16 protein-coding genes are annotated in these 14,773 nt (G+C 73.9%); 3 read left to right on the forward strand and 13 right to left on the reverse strand.

The genetic code is table 11. The annotated features are described in order from the left end of the window. The 5 genes from BM051_RS04205 to BM051_RS04225 all read right to left on the reverse strand — a co-directional run bounded on the left by BM051_RS04205 (position 1) and on the right by BM051_RS04225 (position 4,393). A complete protein-coding gene (locus BM051_RS04205) occupies positions 1 to 924 on the reverse strand; it encodes a dihydrodipicolinate synthase family protein (protein WP_092528068.1) in 924 nt (307 codons plus the stop codon). Next, positions 921 to 2,276 carry an FAD/NAD(P)-dependent oxidoreductase gene (locus tag BM051_RS04210; RefSeq protein ID WP_092528071.1) on the reverse strand — a complete coding sequence of 452 codons (1,356 nt, stop codon included), beginning with the start codon at positions 2,274 to 2,276 and terminating at the stop codon, positions 921 to 923. The genes BM051_RS04205 and BM051_RS04210 overlap by 4 nt, the downstream gene beginning before the upstream one ends. After that, the gene (locus BM051_RS04215) at positions 2,273 to 2,530 is read right to left on the reverse strand and encodes a (2Fe-2S)-binding protein (protein ID WP_092528074.1); all 258 of its coding nucleotides are present in this window, start codon (positions 2,528 to 2,530) and stop codon (positions 2,273 to 2,275) included. The genes BM051_RS04210 and BM051_RS04215 overlap by 4 nt, the downstream gene beginning before the upstream one ends. After that, positions 2,521 to 3,708 carry an NAD(P)/FAD-dependent oxidoreductase gene (locus BM051_RS04220; protein ID WP_092528077.1) on the reverse strand — a complete coding sequence of 396 codons (1,188 nt, stop codon included), beginning with the start codon at positions 3,706 to 3,708 and terminating at the stop codon, positions 2,521 to 2,523. Before BM051_RS04220 ends, BM051_RS04215 begins: the two co-directional genes overlap by 10 nt. A 61-nt stretch (positions 3,709 to 3,769) precedes the next feature. After that, positions 3,770 to 4,393 (reverse strand): helix-turn-helix domain-containing protein, encoded by a 624-nt coding sequence (locus tag BM051_RS04225; RefSeq protein ID WP_092528080.1) that lies wholly within the window; start codon positions 4,391 to 4,393, stop codon positions 3,770 to 3,772. Positions 4,394 to 4,523: 130 nt separating this feature from the next. On the opposite strand from BM051_RS04225, the gene BM051_RS04230 reads away from it, so the two are divergent. Both BM051_RS04230 and BM051_RS04235 read left to right on the forward strand, forming a co-directional pair. Next, entirely contained in the window at positions 4,524 to 5,390 is an 867-nt protein-coding gene (locus BM051_RS04230; protein ID WP_092528083.1) for a helix-turn-helix transcriptional regulator, read from the forward strand. A gap of 83 nt (positions 5,391 to 5,473) precedes the next feature. Further along, on the forward strand, positions 5,474 to 6,253 hold the full coding sequence (locus BM051_RS04235) for a glucose 1-dehydrogenase (protein ID WP_092528086.1): 780 nt from the start codon (positions 5,474 to 5,476) through the stop codon (positions 6,251 to 6,253). Positions 6,254 to 6,272: 19 nt separating this feature from the next. Here the strand turns inward: BM051_RS04235 and BM051_RS30275 are convergent, their stop codons facing one another. The 8 genes from BM051_RS30275 to BM051_RS04270 form a co-directional block, all read right to left on the reverse strand. Beyond that, positions 6,273 to 6,395: a hypothetical protein gene (locus BM051_RS30275; protein ID WP_279587044.1), complete on the reverse strand. Its 123-nt coding sequence runs from the start codon at positions 6,393 to 6,395 to the stop codon at positions 6,273 to 6,275. Between the two features lie 283 nt (positions 6,396 to 6,678). Next, complete coding sequence (bdeA, locus tag BM051_RS04240; RefSeq protein WP_424923278.1) at positions 6,679 to 7,596, reverse strand: bis(hydroxyethyl) terephthalate hydrolase; 918 nt, start codon at positions 7,594 to 7,596, stop codon at positions 6,679 to 6,681. Positions 7,597 to 7,742: 146 nt separating this feature from the next. Then, positions 7,743 to 8,219 (reverse strand): carboxylesterase family protein, encoded by a 477-nt coding sequence (locus BM051_RS04245; protein WP_166677720.1) that lies wholly within the window; start codon positions 8,217 to 8,219, stop codon positions 7,743 to 7,745. Positions 8,220 to 8,445: 226 nt separating this feature from the next. Then, on the reverse strand, positions 8,446 to 9,780 hold the full coding sequence (locus BM051_RS04250) for an ABC transporter substrate-binding protein (protein ID WP_092528092.1): 1,335 nt from the start codon (positions 9,778 to 9,780) through the stop codon (positions 8,446 to 8,448). Further along, entirely contained in the window at positions 9,777 to 10,880 is a 1,104-nt protein-coding gene (locus BM051_RS04255) for a branched-chain amino acid ABC transporter permease (protein WP_092528096.1), read from the reverse strand. Before BM051_RS04255 ends, BM051_RS04250 begins: the two co-directional genes overlap by 4 nt. Position 10,881: 1 nt before the next feature. Then, a complete protein-coding gene (locus BM051_RS04260) occupies positions 10,882 to 11,760 on the reverse strand; it encodes a branched-chain amino acid ABC transporter permease (protein ID WP_092528099.1) in 879 nt (292 codons plus the stop codon). 34 nt (positions 11,761 to 11,794) lie between these two features. After that, entirely contained in the window at positions 11,795 to 12,499 is a 705-nt protein-coding gene (locus BM051_RS04265) for an ABC transporter ATP-binding protein (protein WP_092528102.1), read from the reverse strand. Further along, the gene (locus BM051_RS04270; protein ID WP_092528105.1) at positions 12,493 to 13,275 is read right to left on the reverse strand and encodes an ABC transporter ATP-binding protein; all 783 of its coding nucleotides are present in this window, start codon (positions 13,273 to 13,275) and stop codon (positions 12,493 to 12,495) included. Before BM051_RS04270 ends, BM051_RS04265 begins: the two co-directional genes overlap by 7 nt. A 224-nt stretch (positions 13,276 to 13,499) precedes the next feature. Here BM051_RS04270 and BM051_RS04275 point away from each other — a divergent pair, with 224 nt between their 5' ends. Further along, on the forward strand, positions 13,500 to 14,759 hold the full coding sequence (locus BM051_RS04275; protein WP_134046158.1) for a PucR family transcriptional regulator: 1,260 nt from the start codon (positions 13,500 to 13,502) through the stop codon (positions 14,757 to 14,759). The last annotated feature ends 14 nt before the right edge of the window (positions 14,760 to 14,773 follow it).

A 14,773-nucleotide genomic window follows, 5' to 3' on the forward strand; every position in this document is an offset into this window, starting at 1 on the left:
TCACACCGCCACCGGGTGCGCGGCCAGGTGGTCCACGGCGCGGCGCAGGTCGGCGTCGAGCGCGCTCAGCTGCTCGGCGCTCAGCGGCCCCCGGGGCGGCCGGCACGGCCCGCCGTAGCGGCCGACGACCTCCATCCCGCGCTTGATGGCCTGCACGAACTCGGTGCGCGAGTCCCACCGGAAGGCGGCGACGAGGTGCTCGTACAGCGCGCGTGCCGCGGCGAGCTCTCCCTTGCGGGCCAGGGAGAACAGGTGCGCCGACTCGGCGGGGAAGACGTTGGGGAACCCGGCGAACCAGCCGGTGGCGCCCATCAGCAGCGCCTCGAGCGCCACGTCGTCGGCGCCGGCCACGATCGTGAGGTCGGGCGCCAGCTCGCGCAGCTCGAGCACCCGCCGCACGTCGCCGGAGAACTCCTTGACCGCCACGACGTTGTCCAGCCGCGCGATCTCGGCGAGCACCGGCGGCAGCATGTCCACCTTCGTGTCGATCGGGTTGTTGTAGGCCATCACCGGCAGGCCGACGCCGGCCACCTGCTCGAAGTGGTGGACGATCTCCGCGGTGTTGGCGCGGTACATGGTCGGCGGCAGGCACAGCACGCCGTGCGCGCCGTCCTCGGCGGCCTTCTCCGCCCATGCGCGGGCCTGGTGCGCGCCGACGCCGTGCACGCCGACCACCACGATCCCGTCGTCGCCGACCGCCTCGATCGCGGTGCGCGCCACGGCCCGGCGTTCCGCGTCGGTGAGCGAGGAGTACTCGCCGAGCGAGCCGTTCGGGCCGACCCCGCGGCAGCCGTTGTCGACGAGCCACCGGCAGTGCTCGGCGTAGCGGTCGAGGTCCACCCGCAGTCCCGCCGGGGCGCTCACGTCCTCCACGTAGGGCAGTGCGGTGGCGACGATGACGCCGTCGAGCTTCTCCTTGCTCATTCCTTCTCCCTGTCCTCTCCGTCCTCTCCGGACACGGTGTCGGCGAGCTCGCCCAGCCGCAGCGGCGCGGCGACGGGCCGCCGGGCGAACGCGGCGGCGCCGCCGGGAAGCCCGGCCAGCTCGGCGACGGTGGGGCCGCACACGCGGCCCTGGCACGGGCCGAGGCCGGCCCGGCTGACCAGCTTCAGCGAGCGCACTCCCCTGGCGTCGCGGTCGGCGAGGGCCCGGCGCAGCTCGCCGTAGCCGACCTCCTCGCAGCGGCAGACGAGGGTGTCGTCGCGCAGCCAGCCACGCCATCCCGGCCGCACCGGGTGGACCCGGTCGAGCGCGGCGGCGAACCGACGGCCGGCGCGGACCCGCCGCAGCGCGGCCACGGGTGGCACGGCGCGCCCGCCGACCCGGAGGGCCGCGGCGGCACCGGCGACGGCGCCCTCGGCGGCGGCGAGGTCGGCACCGCCGATCCCGGTCAACTCACCGGCCGCGAACACGCCGAGCACGCTCGTCGCCTGCGCCGCGTCGACGAGGACGGCCCCGTCGCGGACGGCACAGCCGGCGGCGACGGCCAGCTCGAGCTGCGGGGTGAAGCCGAAACCAACACAGACCGCGTCGACCGCGATCCGCCGCTCGGTGCCGGCGACCACGGTCCAGTCCGGGTCCAACCGGACCGTCGTCACCGCCTCGACCCGGTCGTCGCCGTGCGCGGCGATCACCGTGCTCCGCAGGCGGTAGGGCACCCGGTGCCGGGCGAGCAGCGCCAGGTACCGGCCGAGCTCACCGCCCTTGCGCCACCCGGCCAGCACCCCGGGCGGCGTGGACAGCCAGCCCCGGACCGGGTCGTTCGCCTCGTGGACGCCGACCACCTCGGCGCCTCCGCGCAGGACCGAGACGGCGACCGGGAGCAGGAACGGTCCGGTGCCGGCGATCAGCACCCTGCCACCGACGGCGACGCGCTGCCCCTTCACGAGCGCCTGGGCCGCCCCGGCCGTGTAGACGCCGGGGAGCTCCCAGCCGGGGAACGGCAACGCGCGGTCGTGGGCCCCGGTGGCCAGGACGAGCGCCGCGGTGTCGATCGCGTCGCCCCGGCGGGCCGGCGCGTCGGCGGGGCCGGTGCGCAGGTGCACGCGGTGCCCGCCGGGAACCGGCTCCAGCGCCCAGACCACGGTGCTCCGCCGGTGCTCCACACCGGCCGGCAGGACGAACCGCTCGTTCCCCCGCAGCGCGTCCTGCCGGTGGTACTGCCCGCCGAGCAGGGGCGCGGAGTCGACGAGGGTGACCGCGACGCCGGTCCGCGCCACGGCCCGCGCGGCCGCCATCCCGGCCGGCCCGCCGCCGACCACCACGACGCGCCTCATGACGGCAGCTCCGCGCCGTGCTGGGTGCGGACGTCGTCGCCGTCCTCGACCACCCGCTGGCAGGCCCGGACGTCGGGCACCCCGTTCACCACGACGAGGCAGTCGAAGCAGGCGCCGATGCCGCAGAAGACGCCACGCGGCCGGCCACCGTGCCGGGTGGTGCGCCACGACGTGCGGCCGAGGCCCAGCAGCAGGCCGGCGACCGTCTGCCCCGGCCGCGCGGGCACCGCCCTTCCGTCCACCTTCACCCGCATTCCGGTACCTCCTCGACGACCGCGGGACGGTCCACTCGGAACGGATGAGGGTCCAGCTCCGGCTCCCCGCCGGTGTGGAGGTCCGCGAGCAACCGGCCGGTGCCGGCGGCGAGGCCGATCCCGGCGCCCTCGTGCCCGGTCGCGTGCCACAGGCCGGGCAGCCTGGGGTCCTCGCCGATCACCGGCAGGTGGTCGGGCGCGTACGGGCGGAAGCCGCCGTAGGCACGCATGACGGTGACGCCCGCCAGCACGGGGAAGAGCGCGACGGCCTTGCGGGCCAGCTCGCGCAGCACGTCGACGCGCACGGTCTCGTCGAACCCCACCCGCTGCCGGCTGGATCCGATCAGGACGGTGCCGGCCCGCGTCGACTCCACCACGGCGGAGGTCTGCAGGTCGGCGTCCCCGCTGGCCACCGCACCCACGTAGTCGGCGTCGTAGACCTTGTGCGCGACGGTGTGCGGCAACGGCGCGGTGACCAGGACCATGCCCCGGCGCGGCAGCACGGCGATCGGGGCACCGGCCCGTGCGGCGAACTCCCCCGCCCACGGTCCGCACGCGTTCACCACCGCCGCACACGAGATCGGCCCCTCGCTCGTGCGCACCCCGGCCACCGTTCCGGCGGCGCCGCGCCGCACGCCGATCGCCCGCACTCCCGAGCGCACCTCGCCACCGCGGGCGCGGACGGCGGCGAGCAGCGTGGTCGCCGCCAGCACGGGCTGCAGCTGCGCGTCCTCGGGGTAGTGGACGGCCGCGGTCACCCGCCTGGTCAGGTGCGGTTCCAGCTCCGCGGCGACCTCGGGGGCCACCACGTCGGCGTGGATCCCCGCGTCCCGATGCGCCTCGGCGAACGCGGCGAGTGGCCCGGCCGCGCCCTCGGTCGTCGCGACCACGAGCCCGCCCTTGGGCTCCCACTCGACCTCGGCGAGGTCGGGGCCGAGCTCGTCGCGCAGCGCGGTGAGCAGTTCCGGCCAGCGCCGGCGGGAGAGCCTGGCCAGCGCCAGCTCTGGCCCCGGTTCCTTGTCGGACACGAGGACGTTGCCCTCGCCCGCGGCGGTGGTGCCGCCCGCGGGTGCGCCACGGTCGAGCACGGTCACTCGCAGCCCCGCGGCGCCGAGCGCCTCGGCACACGCCGCGCCGACGATGCCCGCGCCGACCACGACGACGTCCGGGTGCGCCATGACACCTCCGCTCGTTCATTAAAATGAACAAGCGGAGGTTAAGTGCGTGGTGTGACCCGCGTCAACCCCGGGATTCGGCCCCCTCGTCCGCGCCGGTCGCCGCGCACGAGGCGCCCAACCTCGGCGGTCCCGCGTCCGCCGGGTACTCCAGCAGCAGCACGGAGACCACCGGGCCGCCGACGGTCTGGTAGATGTGCGGCCCCTGCGCGGGGAAGCACACGTAGTCGCCGGGCCCGAGCTCGTACGGGGCGTCCGGGGGACCCACCCGGAGCACGCCGGAGGTGACCACGACGTGCTCGCGGCCGGGGTGGCCGGCCGAGTGCTGGACCTCGCCGGGGCGCACGCGCTGGTCGTACAGCTCGAACACCCGCTCGGTGACGTCCATCCGGCGCAGCATCCGCAGGTCGACCGCGTTGCTGCTCAGCACCTCGAGCCCGGCCGAACGCACCAGCAGCACGTCCGGATCGGCCCGCTCGGTCAGCAGCGAGGACACCGGCACACCCAGAGCGTTCGATAAACTGAATACCGTCTCGATGGTCGGGTTGCCGTTCCCGGACTCGAGCTGGGACAGCGTGCCCTTGGCGATGTTCGAGCGCCGCGCCAGCTCCGACAGCGACATCCCGGCCTTCTCCCGCAGCGCCCTCAGGTTCGCCCCCAGCACGCGACCAGCCTGTTCCCGGACCACCTGACCTCCTTCGCGCGTCCGGCCGAAGGCTACCCCGCGCCCCGACGGGGTCGGGCCGGAGCGCGGCGCCGCCCCGCGCGTGCCGGTCGGACCTCGGCCGCGTGCGGTGGCGGCCGGTTACCGTGATCGGGTGACCAGTGCGCCCCCCTCGACGACTCCTTCGACGACACGGCGCCGCCGCGAGCAGCTCCGCGACTTCCTGCGTACCCGCAGGGCGCGGCTCACCCCGGCCGACGTCGGCATGCCGGCGGTGGGCCGGCGGCGGACTCCGGGCCTGCGCCGCGAGGAGGTCGCCATGCTGGCCGGGGTCGGCGTGTCCTGGTACACCTGGCTGGAGCAGGGCCGCGACATCAACGTCTCGGCCGAGGTGCTCGACGCGATCGGCCGAGCGTTGCGGCTGACCGAGCGCGAGCGGGCGCACCTGTACCTGCTGGCCGGCCTCAACCCGCCACCCGCCGGCGAGGCCCGCGGCGCGCCGGTCGGCCCGGAGCTGCGGCACCTGCTGGACGCGTGGGCCCCGCGGCCCGCGCTCCTGCGGGACCGGTACTGGAACCTGCTCGCGATCAACGACGCCACGCGAGCGGTGTTCGACTACGACGACACCGACCGTAACTGCCTGATCTCGTTCTTCACCAACGCCCGGTACCGGGCCGCGCACGCCCACTGGGCGTCGGTGGCGCCGGACGTCGTCGCCGCCTTCCGGGCCGACGCGGCCCACTCTCCCGACGACCCGGAGTTCGACCGGGTGGTCGACGAGCTCCGCGCCGTGAGCCCCGAGTTCGCCGAGCTGTGGGCCCGGCACCAGGTCGGCGGCCCCGGCCAGGCGGTGAAGGCGGTGCGCCACCCCGAGGCCGGTGACCTGGTCTTCGACAAGACCACCCTGGTGGTGGCCGACCATCCGGACTGGTACCTGGAGCTGTTCAATCCACGGCCCGGCACCGGCACCGCGGACCGGCTCGACCGGCTGTCACGGGTGCCGCTCGCCGACCCGGCCTGAGCACCCTCCGCCGAAGGTGGTGGCGCCGCTCCCAGGATCAGCACGCACTGTTCCCCGGGCACGCCGGCCGGCACGCTGATGCCATGACGCGGAACGCCTCTCGATTCACGGACACGATCGCGCTCGTCACCGGTGGCACGAGCGGAATGGGCCTGGCCACCGCACGCCGGCTGCTCGCCGAGGGCGCGCGGGTGGTCATCACCGGGCGCGACCAGGGCCGGCTGGACGTCGCGGTCGGAGACCTGGCCGATCTGGACGACGGGGACCGCGTCCTCGCGGTGCGCGGCGACGTGGCGCGCCTCGCCGATCTCGACGCGCTGGTGGAGGTGGTCGGGGACCGGTACGGGCGGCTGGACGTGGTCTTCGCCAACGCCGGTGTCGCCTCGTTCCATCCGGTCGGTGACATCACCGAGGCCGAGTTCGACCGCGTGGTGAACGTCAACGTCAAGGGAGTGTTCTTCACGATCCAGAAGACCCTCCCGCTGCTGTCCGACCACGCCACCATCGTGATCAACGCGTCGTGGACACTGCACCGTGGCCTGCCCGGCGCCTCCCTCTACGCGGCGACCAAGGCCGCGGTGCGCAACCTGACCCACACCCTCACGGCCGAGCTGGGGCACCGCGGAATCCGGGTCAACTCCGTCAGCCCCGGCTACATCGAGACCCCGATGTTCCACGACAACGTCTCTCCCGAGGCGCGAACCGCCGCCGTCGCCGCGGTGCCCAGCGGCCGGACCGGGACCTCCGAGGACGTCGCCACCGTGGTCGCCTTCCTCGCCTCCGGCGAGGCGTCCTACGTCAACGGGCAGGATCTGATCGTCGACGGTGGGCTGGTCGCCACCGCCGCACTGTCGATGACGTAGCCCTGGTGCGCGCCTCCGGTCAGAGCCAGCCGCGGTGCGCGGCCTGCACGCCGGCCTGGAAGCGGGTGGTCGCGCCGAGCCGGTCCAGCAGTGCGGTGATGCGCCGGACCACAGCCTGGTGGTACGGCGTCCGGTAGCTCACCCGACCGCCGTCCGCCTGGCCGCGGGCCCTCCTGCGCGGCGAACCGGGCCGGCGCGCTGCGGTAGGGCGGCCGGTCGAGCCAGCGGACGCGCTCCTGCACCCGCTCGGTGAGCGCGAACAGCTCGTCGAGGTCGTCGACCGGCTCGACCTCGTGCCGGCGATCGGCCTCCCGCCACCCTGATCTCGCCGAAGGGGTACAGCGCCTGACTCCCCGAGTCTCGTCGCGGCGACACACCCTGGCCCGGCGGCCGGAGGGCGACCGCCGGGGTAGGGTGCGCACGGGTCAGGAGGAGTGCGGGCAGGTGTCGCGGTACTCGGAGATTGTGGAGTCCCGGGGTGCGGGGCAGAGGAACCGCTCGTAGCGGGTGTCGTTGTCGATGAAGCGCTTGAGCCAGGAGATGCTGTACTTCGCGATCGTGGTGTTCGAGACGTTCGGCGCGAAGTGGCTGGCGTTGTCCAGCTCGAGGTAAGCTTTGTCCAAAGTAGAGGGAAGGCTGGTGTAGAACGGCATCGAGTGCGAGCGGACCGGCGCGACCGAGTCGTTCTCCGCACCGATGATCATGGTCGGCACCCGGACCCCCTGCCAGGTCTTGTCGAGGTTCCACGCGGTGAGCGGGATCGCCGCCTGCAACGCGGGCCGGTCGTTCACCGCCTCCAGCGCGCCGCCGCCGCCCATCGAGTGCCCCATGACGCCCAGCCGGTTCCCGTCGATCCGGCTCCGCACCGAGCTCTCCCGCACGAGGTAGTCCAGCGCGGCCAGCAACTGCGCGCCGCGGCTGGCCGGCTGGTCGTACCGGCTGTTGGTGTCGATGGTGAAGATCACGAAGCCCTGCGATGCCAGCCGCGGGCCGTACCAGCTCATCGAGGACTGGTCGGCCGTGTAGCCGGGGGCGATCGCCACGGCGCCGAAGGTGCCCTCTCGGGTGCTGGTCGGGTAGTAGATGGTGCCGCCACCGAAGCCACGCACGGACAGTGACGACACCCGCGTCTCGGCGATCGCGAACGGACCACGCGGCGCCTCGATGCTGGCGACCGTGGGATCGGGCCCGCGTTCGTAGGGGTTCTCCGCGGCGGTCGCGGTGGTGACGCCGCCGGCGGCGATGGTGGCGGCGGTGGCGACGGCGGTCAGTGCGGCCAGGATGCCGCGGTGGGGGGAGCGGAGCGGGCGGACCCGATCCGCGATGGTGATTCGGGGAGCCACGTCGTTGTACTCCTTCTCGTTGCGGGGTCGCGCAGGGTGGGCACCGGCGAGCCGACGCCCTGCGACCGTTCTCTCAGTGTGGTGACCCGAACACGTGATGTCTTCGGGCACTCGGACCGAGAACCCCCTGTCCGCCCGCCCAAGCATCAGCGATCGCCGAGCGACTCCCAGAACGCGCAGTCGCTCCGCCGGGCGACATCGGTCGGGCGGATGCCCCCGGAGCCTGGCGCCAGGGAGAGCACGTCGCCGGCCGTGCGGAACCGCGGCCAGTGCGGCGCAGAGCGCGCCGTGGGCCGCCCGGTGCGCGCGAACGACGTCCAGTACCGCACCATGTCGTCGGACAACCGCCGCTGCGCCGGGTCGAGCGGGCCGAGCAGCTCGGGCCACAGGTAGCTCGGCTCGGTGCCGCGCTCGGCCCCCTCGGCGAAGCCCGGCACGTCGATCAGTGGTGGCGCGGTCCGGTCGGCGAACTGGTAGGCGTAGACCGGCACCCGCGCGGCGGCGAGCAGCCGGTACGCCGCCAGGTGGTCGCGTGTGGACAGCGGGCTCCCGGCGTCGGTGCGCACCGCGGCCAGCGCGATCCGCGGCTCCGGGTAGTCCTCCACCGGGTACCGGGCGAGCATCTCGTCGGCGGCCGCGCCGTAGCTGGACCGGATGATGTCGACGTACCGCTCGGCCGAGATGGGCTCTGGGGAGCGCCTCCCCGCGGACCAATCCCTTGTCGGTGGCCACGATCGTGGGCGGCTCCGCCGGCGGGCGGACCGCGGCCGGCCCGCCGGCGAACGCGGTCCCGGCCACCAGCGCGACCGCGAGGAACAGCGGCGGCTCAGGCGTCCCATCATGGTCCGCTCAGCCCACCGCGGGTGGGACGTCCGGGATCCCGTCGCCCGGCGGCGCGTCGTCCGCCGCCGAGTCGTCCTCCCTGATGGGCGCGTCGCCGATGTCGGTCACCAGCACCGGCGTGAGCTCCTGGCCGACCCCGCCGTGCAGCTCGATCACCTGCATCCCGGAGATGCCGAGATGGCTGTCCGCGGAGTACCGGAAGGGCGCCAGCGCGGGTCCGGAGAAGCCGCCGCCGACCTTCTCGAGCGCCTCGACGATGCCCTCCCGGGTCGGGTTCGGCCCGGCCGCCTGCAGCGCCTGCACGAAGGTGTAGGCCTGGGACATGCCGAAGACCCGGTAGTTGGTCAGCTCACCCTCCGCGCCGTGCGTGTCCCACACCTGTCGCCACAACCGCATCCACGGGTCGTCCGGCGCGTCCACACCCGGGATGTACTCCGTCGTGAGCACGTCGTCGAGCAGACTGGCGCCGTCCCGCACCGCGCCTTCGGAGAACCGGGCCAGCAGGGAGCCGACGAGCGCGGGGTCGGAGCCCACGTTGCTGTAGAACCAGCGAGGCTCGAAGTTGGTTTTGAGGGAGGCCAGCTGGGTCAGTGCGGTGTAGGACGGGGTGTTGAAGCCGAGGACCAGATCGACGCCGGCCGCCTGCAACGCCGCGATCTGGGGCGCGACGTCGGTGTTGCCCGAGGTGTACCGGGTGACCTCCACGATCTGGTCGTCGAGGTAACGGCGCACGCCCTGCTCGCCGTCCCGGCCGAAGTCGTCGTCCTGCAGGAAGAGCCCGACCCGCGCGTCGGGCAGGTTCTCCCGCACCCATCGGCCGATGATCTTGCCCTCGATCTCGTAGTCGGGCTGCCAGCCGAAGGTGAACGGCTTGGCCCCCGGGGCGTCACCCCACTGCAGCGAACCGGACGAGACCAGCAGGTCGGGCACGCGCTCGCCGTTGAGGAAGTCGACCACCGCGCTGTGCGTGGGCGTGCCGAGGCCGCCGACCATCGCGAAGATCTGGTCGGAGAGCACCAACTCGTTGGTGACCTGGCTGGTGTTGGTCGGGTTGTAGGCGTCGTCGCGGACGATGAACTCGATCGTGCGACCGTGCACGCCGCCGTTCGCGTTGACGTAGTCGTAGTAGGCCTTGTGGCCGCTGGGGATCTCGCTGTAGCCGGGCGCGGCCACCCCGGTCAGCGGGAAGTGGCCACCGATCCGGACGGTGTCCTCGGTGATGCCGGTCGCCGCGGCACCGCCGCCGTCGTCGGGCCGCCCGCCCGCGCCGCACGCGGCCACCAGTGCCGCGGTGGTCAGCGCGACCATGATCGGCGCCACCCGTCCGTGCCATCGGGTCATCTGCTTGCCTCCTCTGTGCCGGGGGAGTTCGAGTGCGCGTCCGAGTGGGTCGGCCGGATGGCCCGCCGCCGGTGCCGCCGGTGCCGCCGATACCAAGCCGAGCGCAGCGCGCCGACGATCCCGGTGGGGGCGAGCAGGATGACCAGCACCGTGGTCAGGCCGTAGACCAGCGGGGCGAGCTCGGCGGCCTGCACGTCGGACAGCCCGAGGTCCTGCCCGATGGCGGTCACCACCTGCGGCAGGAAGGTGATCAGTGCCGCGCCGAGCAGCGCGCCGAGCAGGCTGCCCAGCCCGCCGAGCACCACCGCGCTGAGCAGGGCGAGCGACAGGGTCAGGGTGAAGCCGCTCGGCGCGGTGACCCGCACCGCCAGTGCCATCAACGCCCCGGCCAACCCGGCGCAGCCGGCGCTCACGACGAAGGCGAGCACCCGCGCCCTGCCGAGGTCGATGCCGGCGATCTCGGCGGCGACCTCGTCGTCCCGCACGGCACGCCAGGTCCGCCCGACCCGGCCGCGGGACAGGTTGGCCAGCAGCACGAAGGCGACGATCAGGGCGCCCCAGCCGAGGTAGGCGAGATAGCGGCTCGGGGTGAGCTCGTTGCCGGTGACGAAGTAGACGGCGTCGGCGAACCAGTCCGGCGCCGCCGGCGGCCGCACGGTGATCCCCTGCTCACCGCCGAGGGTCTCGCCGAAGAAGACCGGGATGCCGGGCACCGCGATCGCCAACGCCAGCGTCGCGCCCGCGAGGTAGGGACCGTGCAGCCGGGCGGCGGCCACCCCGACCACCGCCCCGACCAGCAGGGTCACCACCGTGGCGACCAGCAGCACGCCGATCAGCGGGAACGGGGCGTCGGCGCGCGAGGAGAGCACGGCGGTGGTGTAGGCGCCGACCGCCATGAGGGCGCCGTGCCCCAGGGAGAGCTGCCCGTTCAGCCCGGTCAGCACGGTCAGCCCACCGGCGGCGATCGCCAGGTAGGCCATCGTGGCGAGCTGGGCGTTGCGGAACGGGGTGGTGTTCTCCAGCACCAGCACCACCGCGACGAGCCCGAGCGCGGCCAGCGTGAGGTGCCGCCGCAACGGCGTGTCGATGCGTGCCAGCATGTCAGACCCTCCGCTCCTGGACGTGGGCGAACAGGCCGCCGGGGCGCAGCAGCAGCACCGCCACGAGGATGACCAACGCGGCGAGCGGGACCAGCTCGGCGCCGACGAAACCGCTGACGAGACTCAGCGACAGCCCCAGCACCAGCCCGCCGACGACGGCGCCCACCGGGCTGTCCAGTCCGCCGAGGACCGCGGCGACGAAGCCGTAGACCACCACACCGTCCATGTAGGACGGATGGACCAGGCCGCCTCCGGCGATCAGCAGCCCGGAGAGGGAGCCGACCAGCGCGGCCAGCGCCCAGCCGAGGGTCAGCATCCGGCCGACCTTCACCCCGAGCAGCCGGGCCACCTCCTGGTCGAAGGCGGCGGCGCGCATCCGCAGCCCGAGATCGGTGCCCCGGAACAACGCCACCAGCAGCAGCATCACCACCACGACCGAGACGATGGTGAAGACGCCGAACCCGGTGAGCGCGACGGTCACCCCGCCGACCTCGAAGCCGCGCACCCCGAAGGGGGCGGGGAACGACCGGTAACGCGCGCCGAACACCAACGCCGCGACGGCGTGCAGGACGATGAACAGCCCGAGCGTGACGATCACCGCGTTGATGTGCGCCTTGCCCTCCACCGGCCGGATCACCACCCGTTCGAGCACCGCGCCGAGCACGAAGCCGGACACCAGGGCCACGACGAAACCGACCCAGTAGGACAGTCCGGCGTCGATGAGGACGAGCGCGACGTAGGTCGTGATCATCGCCATCGGGGCCTGCGCGAAGTTCACGATCCGGGTCGAGCGCCAGATCAGCACCAGGGCCAGCGCGAAGGCGGCGTAGACCATGCCGAGGGTCAGGCCGGTCAACGTCGTGGTGAGCAGCTGCTGCACGGCGGCTCCCGTGGTCGTGGTGGTCGGAAGGTCGTCAGAACCCGAGATAGGCGTGGCGGAGCGTGTCGTCGGTGGCCAGCTCGGCCGCGGCGTCCTGGACCACCAGCCGGCCGAGGTGGAGCACGACACCGCGGTCGGCGATGGACAGTGCGCTGCGAGCGTTCTGCTCGACGAGAACCACGGTGAGCCCCTCGGTCTCCACCAGGTCGCGGACGAGATCGAAGATCTGCACGACGACGCGCGGGGCGAGACCGAGCGACGGCTCGTCCAGCAGCAGCACCGCGGGCTCGGCCAGCAGCGCGCGGGCGATCACCAGCATCTGCCGTTCACCGCCGGAGAGCACGTGGGCCGGCTTGGCCCGCCGGTCGCCGAGGACGGGGAAGAGCGCGTACGCCCGGTCGAGGTTGGTGGCGGTGACCCGGCCCGGCCGGGCCAGCGCGCCGAGGCGCAGGTTCTCCTCGACGGTCAGCTGGGTGATCACCCCGCGGCCCTCGGGCACGTGGGCCAGCCCGATCCCGGCCATGTCCTCCACCGGCACCCGGCCGAGGTCGCGCTCGTCGAGCAGCGCCGTGCCCCGGCTGGGGCGGACGAGGCCGGAGATGGTGCGCAGCAGGGTGGTCTTGCCCGCGCCGTTGGCCCCGAGCACCGCGGTGACCTGGCCGCGCGGCGCGGTGAAGCTCACCCCGTCGAGCGCGCGGACGGGCCCGTAGTGTGCGGTGAGGTCGCGGACGGTCAGCATCGCGAGCCGCCCGTCGGCTCGGCGGTGTCGTGCGGGACGTCCTCGCCCAGGTAGGCGGCCAGCACCGCCGGGTGGTCCCGCACCTCGTCCGGGCTGCCCCGGGCGATCAGCCGGCCGAAGTCGAGCACCACGATGTGGTCGCAGACGCTCATCACCAGGTCCATGTGGTGCTCGACCAGCATCACCGACATCCGGCCGGCGAGCCGGCGGATGGTTCCGCCGAGCTCGGTGATCTCCTCGGCGGACAGCCCGCTGGCCGGCTCGTCCAGCAGCAGCAGGTCGGGGTCGGCGACCAGCGCCCGCGCGAGGGCGACCCGCTTGCGCACCGGGTAGGGCAGGCCGGTCGGCACCCGGCCGGCGAGGTCGGCCACGCCGAGCTCGCCGAGCACGGCCAGCGCCCGCGCGCGCAGCTCCCGCTCCTCCCGGCCGCCGCGGGGCAGCGCCAACAACGCCGACCAGAACCCGGCGCGGGCGTGTCGGTGGGCGCCCACCATGACGTTGTCGAGCACGGTCATCCGGTCGAACAGGCCCAGCCCCTGCAGGGTGCGCGAGATGCCGAGCGCGGCCAGCCGGTGCGGGCGCAGGCCGCGCAGCTCCCGCCCACGCCAGTACAGGGTGCCGGTGTCGGGACGGACGAACCCGCAGGCGACGTTGAACAGCGTCGTCTTGCCCGCGCCGTTCGGACCGATCACCCCGAGGACCTGGTGGGGCGCCACCTCGAGGGAGACCTCGGAGAGGGCGACCAGGCCGCCGAAGGCGACCGAGACGCCGGACATGACGAACCCGGCGTCGGCTCGGGGAGGCGGGACGGCCGTCGATCCGGACTCTGGCACGGGCAACTCCCTCGCCGGCGGCGGTGCGCGATGGTGTGGTGCGCACCACCTTGGACTCTCCGCACGAGCGAGGACATGGGCACACCGCACAGAATCAGTGGTGCGACACAACCCAAATCGGGCGCCGGGGGTGGTCCCTCCGTGCGCGGGGTGTCACCCTTCCAGCGATGGATGTGACGAGCGGCACAACGCCGGCGCGGCCCCGCGCCCCCCGGGTCCCGACGCTCGAGCCCGCCGTGGAGCGGAAGATCGCCCGCGCCTGGGCCGGCATGCTCGACCAAGCCGACGCCATCGGCGACGACATCACGCTCACCCTGATCGAGCGCGATCCGTACTGGTCGGAGCAGCGTGCCGACCGCCAGGCCGACCTGCGGGCGAGTACCCGGGAGCACGTCCGGCGCGGGATCAGGGCCATGGCGGGCCTCGCCGATCCCGACCAGCGGGCCACCGACTTCTGGCGGGAGACCGGCAAGCAGCGGGCCCGGCAGGGCGTGCCGATGGACCGGGTGCTCAACGCGTACACGCTGGGCACCCGAACGTTGTGGGAGGCGCTGCTGCGCCAGGGGTGGGAACGCAAGCTCGACATCGAGGAGCACGTGCTGCTGCTCGCCGGGCAGAAGCTGTGGGCGGCGCTGGACGTGCAGAACGCGGTACTCGTGGACTCCTACCGGCGGGAGGCCGCCCGGTTGCAGCGGCGGAACCTGCAGCGCCAGCAGAACTTCCTGGACGGGCTGGTCGAGGGGCGGGGCGCGGACCCGGAGTTCGCCAGGGAGGCCCGCGAGGAGTTGGGGCTCGGCCCGGACGAGGCGGTGGCGTGCGTGGTGGCGCCGTTCGACGACCCGCTCGACGAGCCGCTGCGGGCGCCGGAGGACCGGCTCGAACGGCTGGGGGTCAGCTCGCACTGGCACGTCCGCGGCGGCAACTACTTCGGGCTGGTGCCGTGCGGGCTGCTCACCGTGGCGCAGCTCGTGGGGGCGCTGAACCCCAGCGTGGCGGGGCGGGTGGGGCTCGCCCACTGCCCCGACGGGCTCACCGGGTTCGCCACGGCCTACCAGCTCGCGTCGCGGGCGGCCGAGTCGCTGCCCCGGGGCACGCCGCGGTTGGTGTCGGTGGCCGACCGCCTTCCCGAGGTGCTGCTGGCCGGCAGCCCGGAGGTGGTGCCGGTGCTGGTCGCCGAGACGGTGGGTCCGCTGCTGCAGCAGCCCGGCCCCCAGGCGGAGACGCTGCTGCGCACGCTGAGCGCGCTGCTGGCCTCCGACGGCTCTCCCACGCACGCCGCGGAGGCGCTGTACTGCCACCGCAACACGGTGATCTACCGGATGAAGCAGATCGAGTCGCTCACCGGGCGGTGCCTGCAGCGACCACGGGACAAGCTGGAGCTGACGCTCGGCCTGCTCGCCACCGGCCGGGACCTCGAGGGCCGCTAGCCAGCCGCACCGTG

This window comes from Amycolatopsis arida (genome assembly GCF_900115565.1).
Taxonomy (GTDB): domain Bacteria; phylum Actinomycetota; class Actinomycetes; order Mycobacteriales; family Pseudonocardiaceae; genus Yuhushiella; species Yuhushiella arida.

Bases quoted from the DNA above. Each gene is read 5' to 3' on its own strand.
- BM051_RS04205 (WP_092528068.1), bottom strand. From the start codon at position 924: ATGAGCAAGGAGAAGCTCGACGGCGTCATCGTCGCCACCGCACTGCCC.
- BM051_RS04210 (WP_092528071.1), bottom strand. From the start codon at position 2,276: ATGAGGCGCGTCGTGGTGGTCGGCGGCGGGCCGGCCGGGATGGCGGCC.
- BM051_RS04215 (WP_092528074.1), bottom strand. From the start codon at position 2,530: ATGCGGGTGAAGGTGGACGGAAGGGCGGTGCCCGCGCGGCCGGGGCAG.
- BM051_RS04220 (WP_092528077.1), bottom strand. From the start codon at position 3,708: ATGGCGCACCCGGACGTCGTCGTGGTCGGCGCGGGCATCGTCGGCGCG.
- BM051_RS04235 (WP_092528086.1), top strand. From the start codon at position 5,474: ATGACGCGGAACGCCTCTCGATTCACGGACACGATCGCGCTCGTCACC.
- BM051_RS04245 (WP_166677720.1), bottom strand. From the start codon at position 8,219: ATGCTCGCCCGGTACCCGGTGGAGGACTACCCGGAGCCGCGGATCGCG.
- BM051_RS04250 (WP_092528092.1), bottom strand. From the start codon at position 9,780: ATGACCCGATGGCACGGACGGGTGGCGCCGATCATGGTCGCGCTGACC.
- BM051_RS04255 (WP_092528096.1), bottom strand. From the start codon at position 10,880: ATGCTGGCACGCATCGACACGCCGTTGCGGCGGCACCTCACGCTGGCC.
- BM051_RS04265 (WP_092528102.1), bottom strand. From the start codon at position 12,499: ATGCTGACCGTCCGCGACCTCACCGCACACTACGGGCCCGTCCGCGCG.
- BM051_RS04270 (WP_092528105.1), bottom strand. From the start codon at position 13,275: ATGTCCGGCGTCTCGGTCGCCTTCGGCGGCCTGGTCGCCCTCTCCGAG.
- BM051_RS04275 (WP_134046158.1), top strand. From the start codon at position 13,500: ATGGATGTGACGAGCGGCACAACGCCGGCGCGGCCCCGCGCCCCCCGG.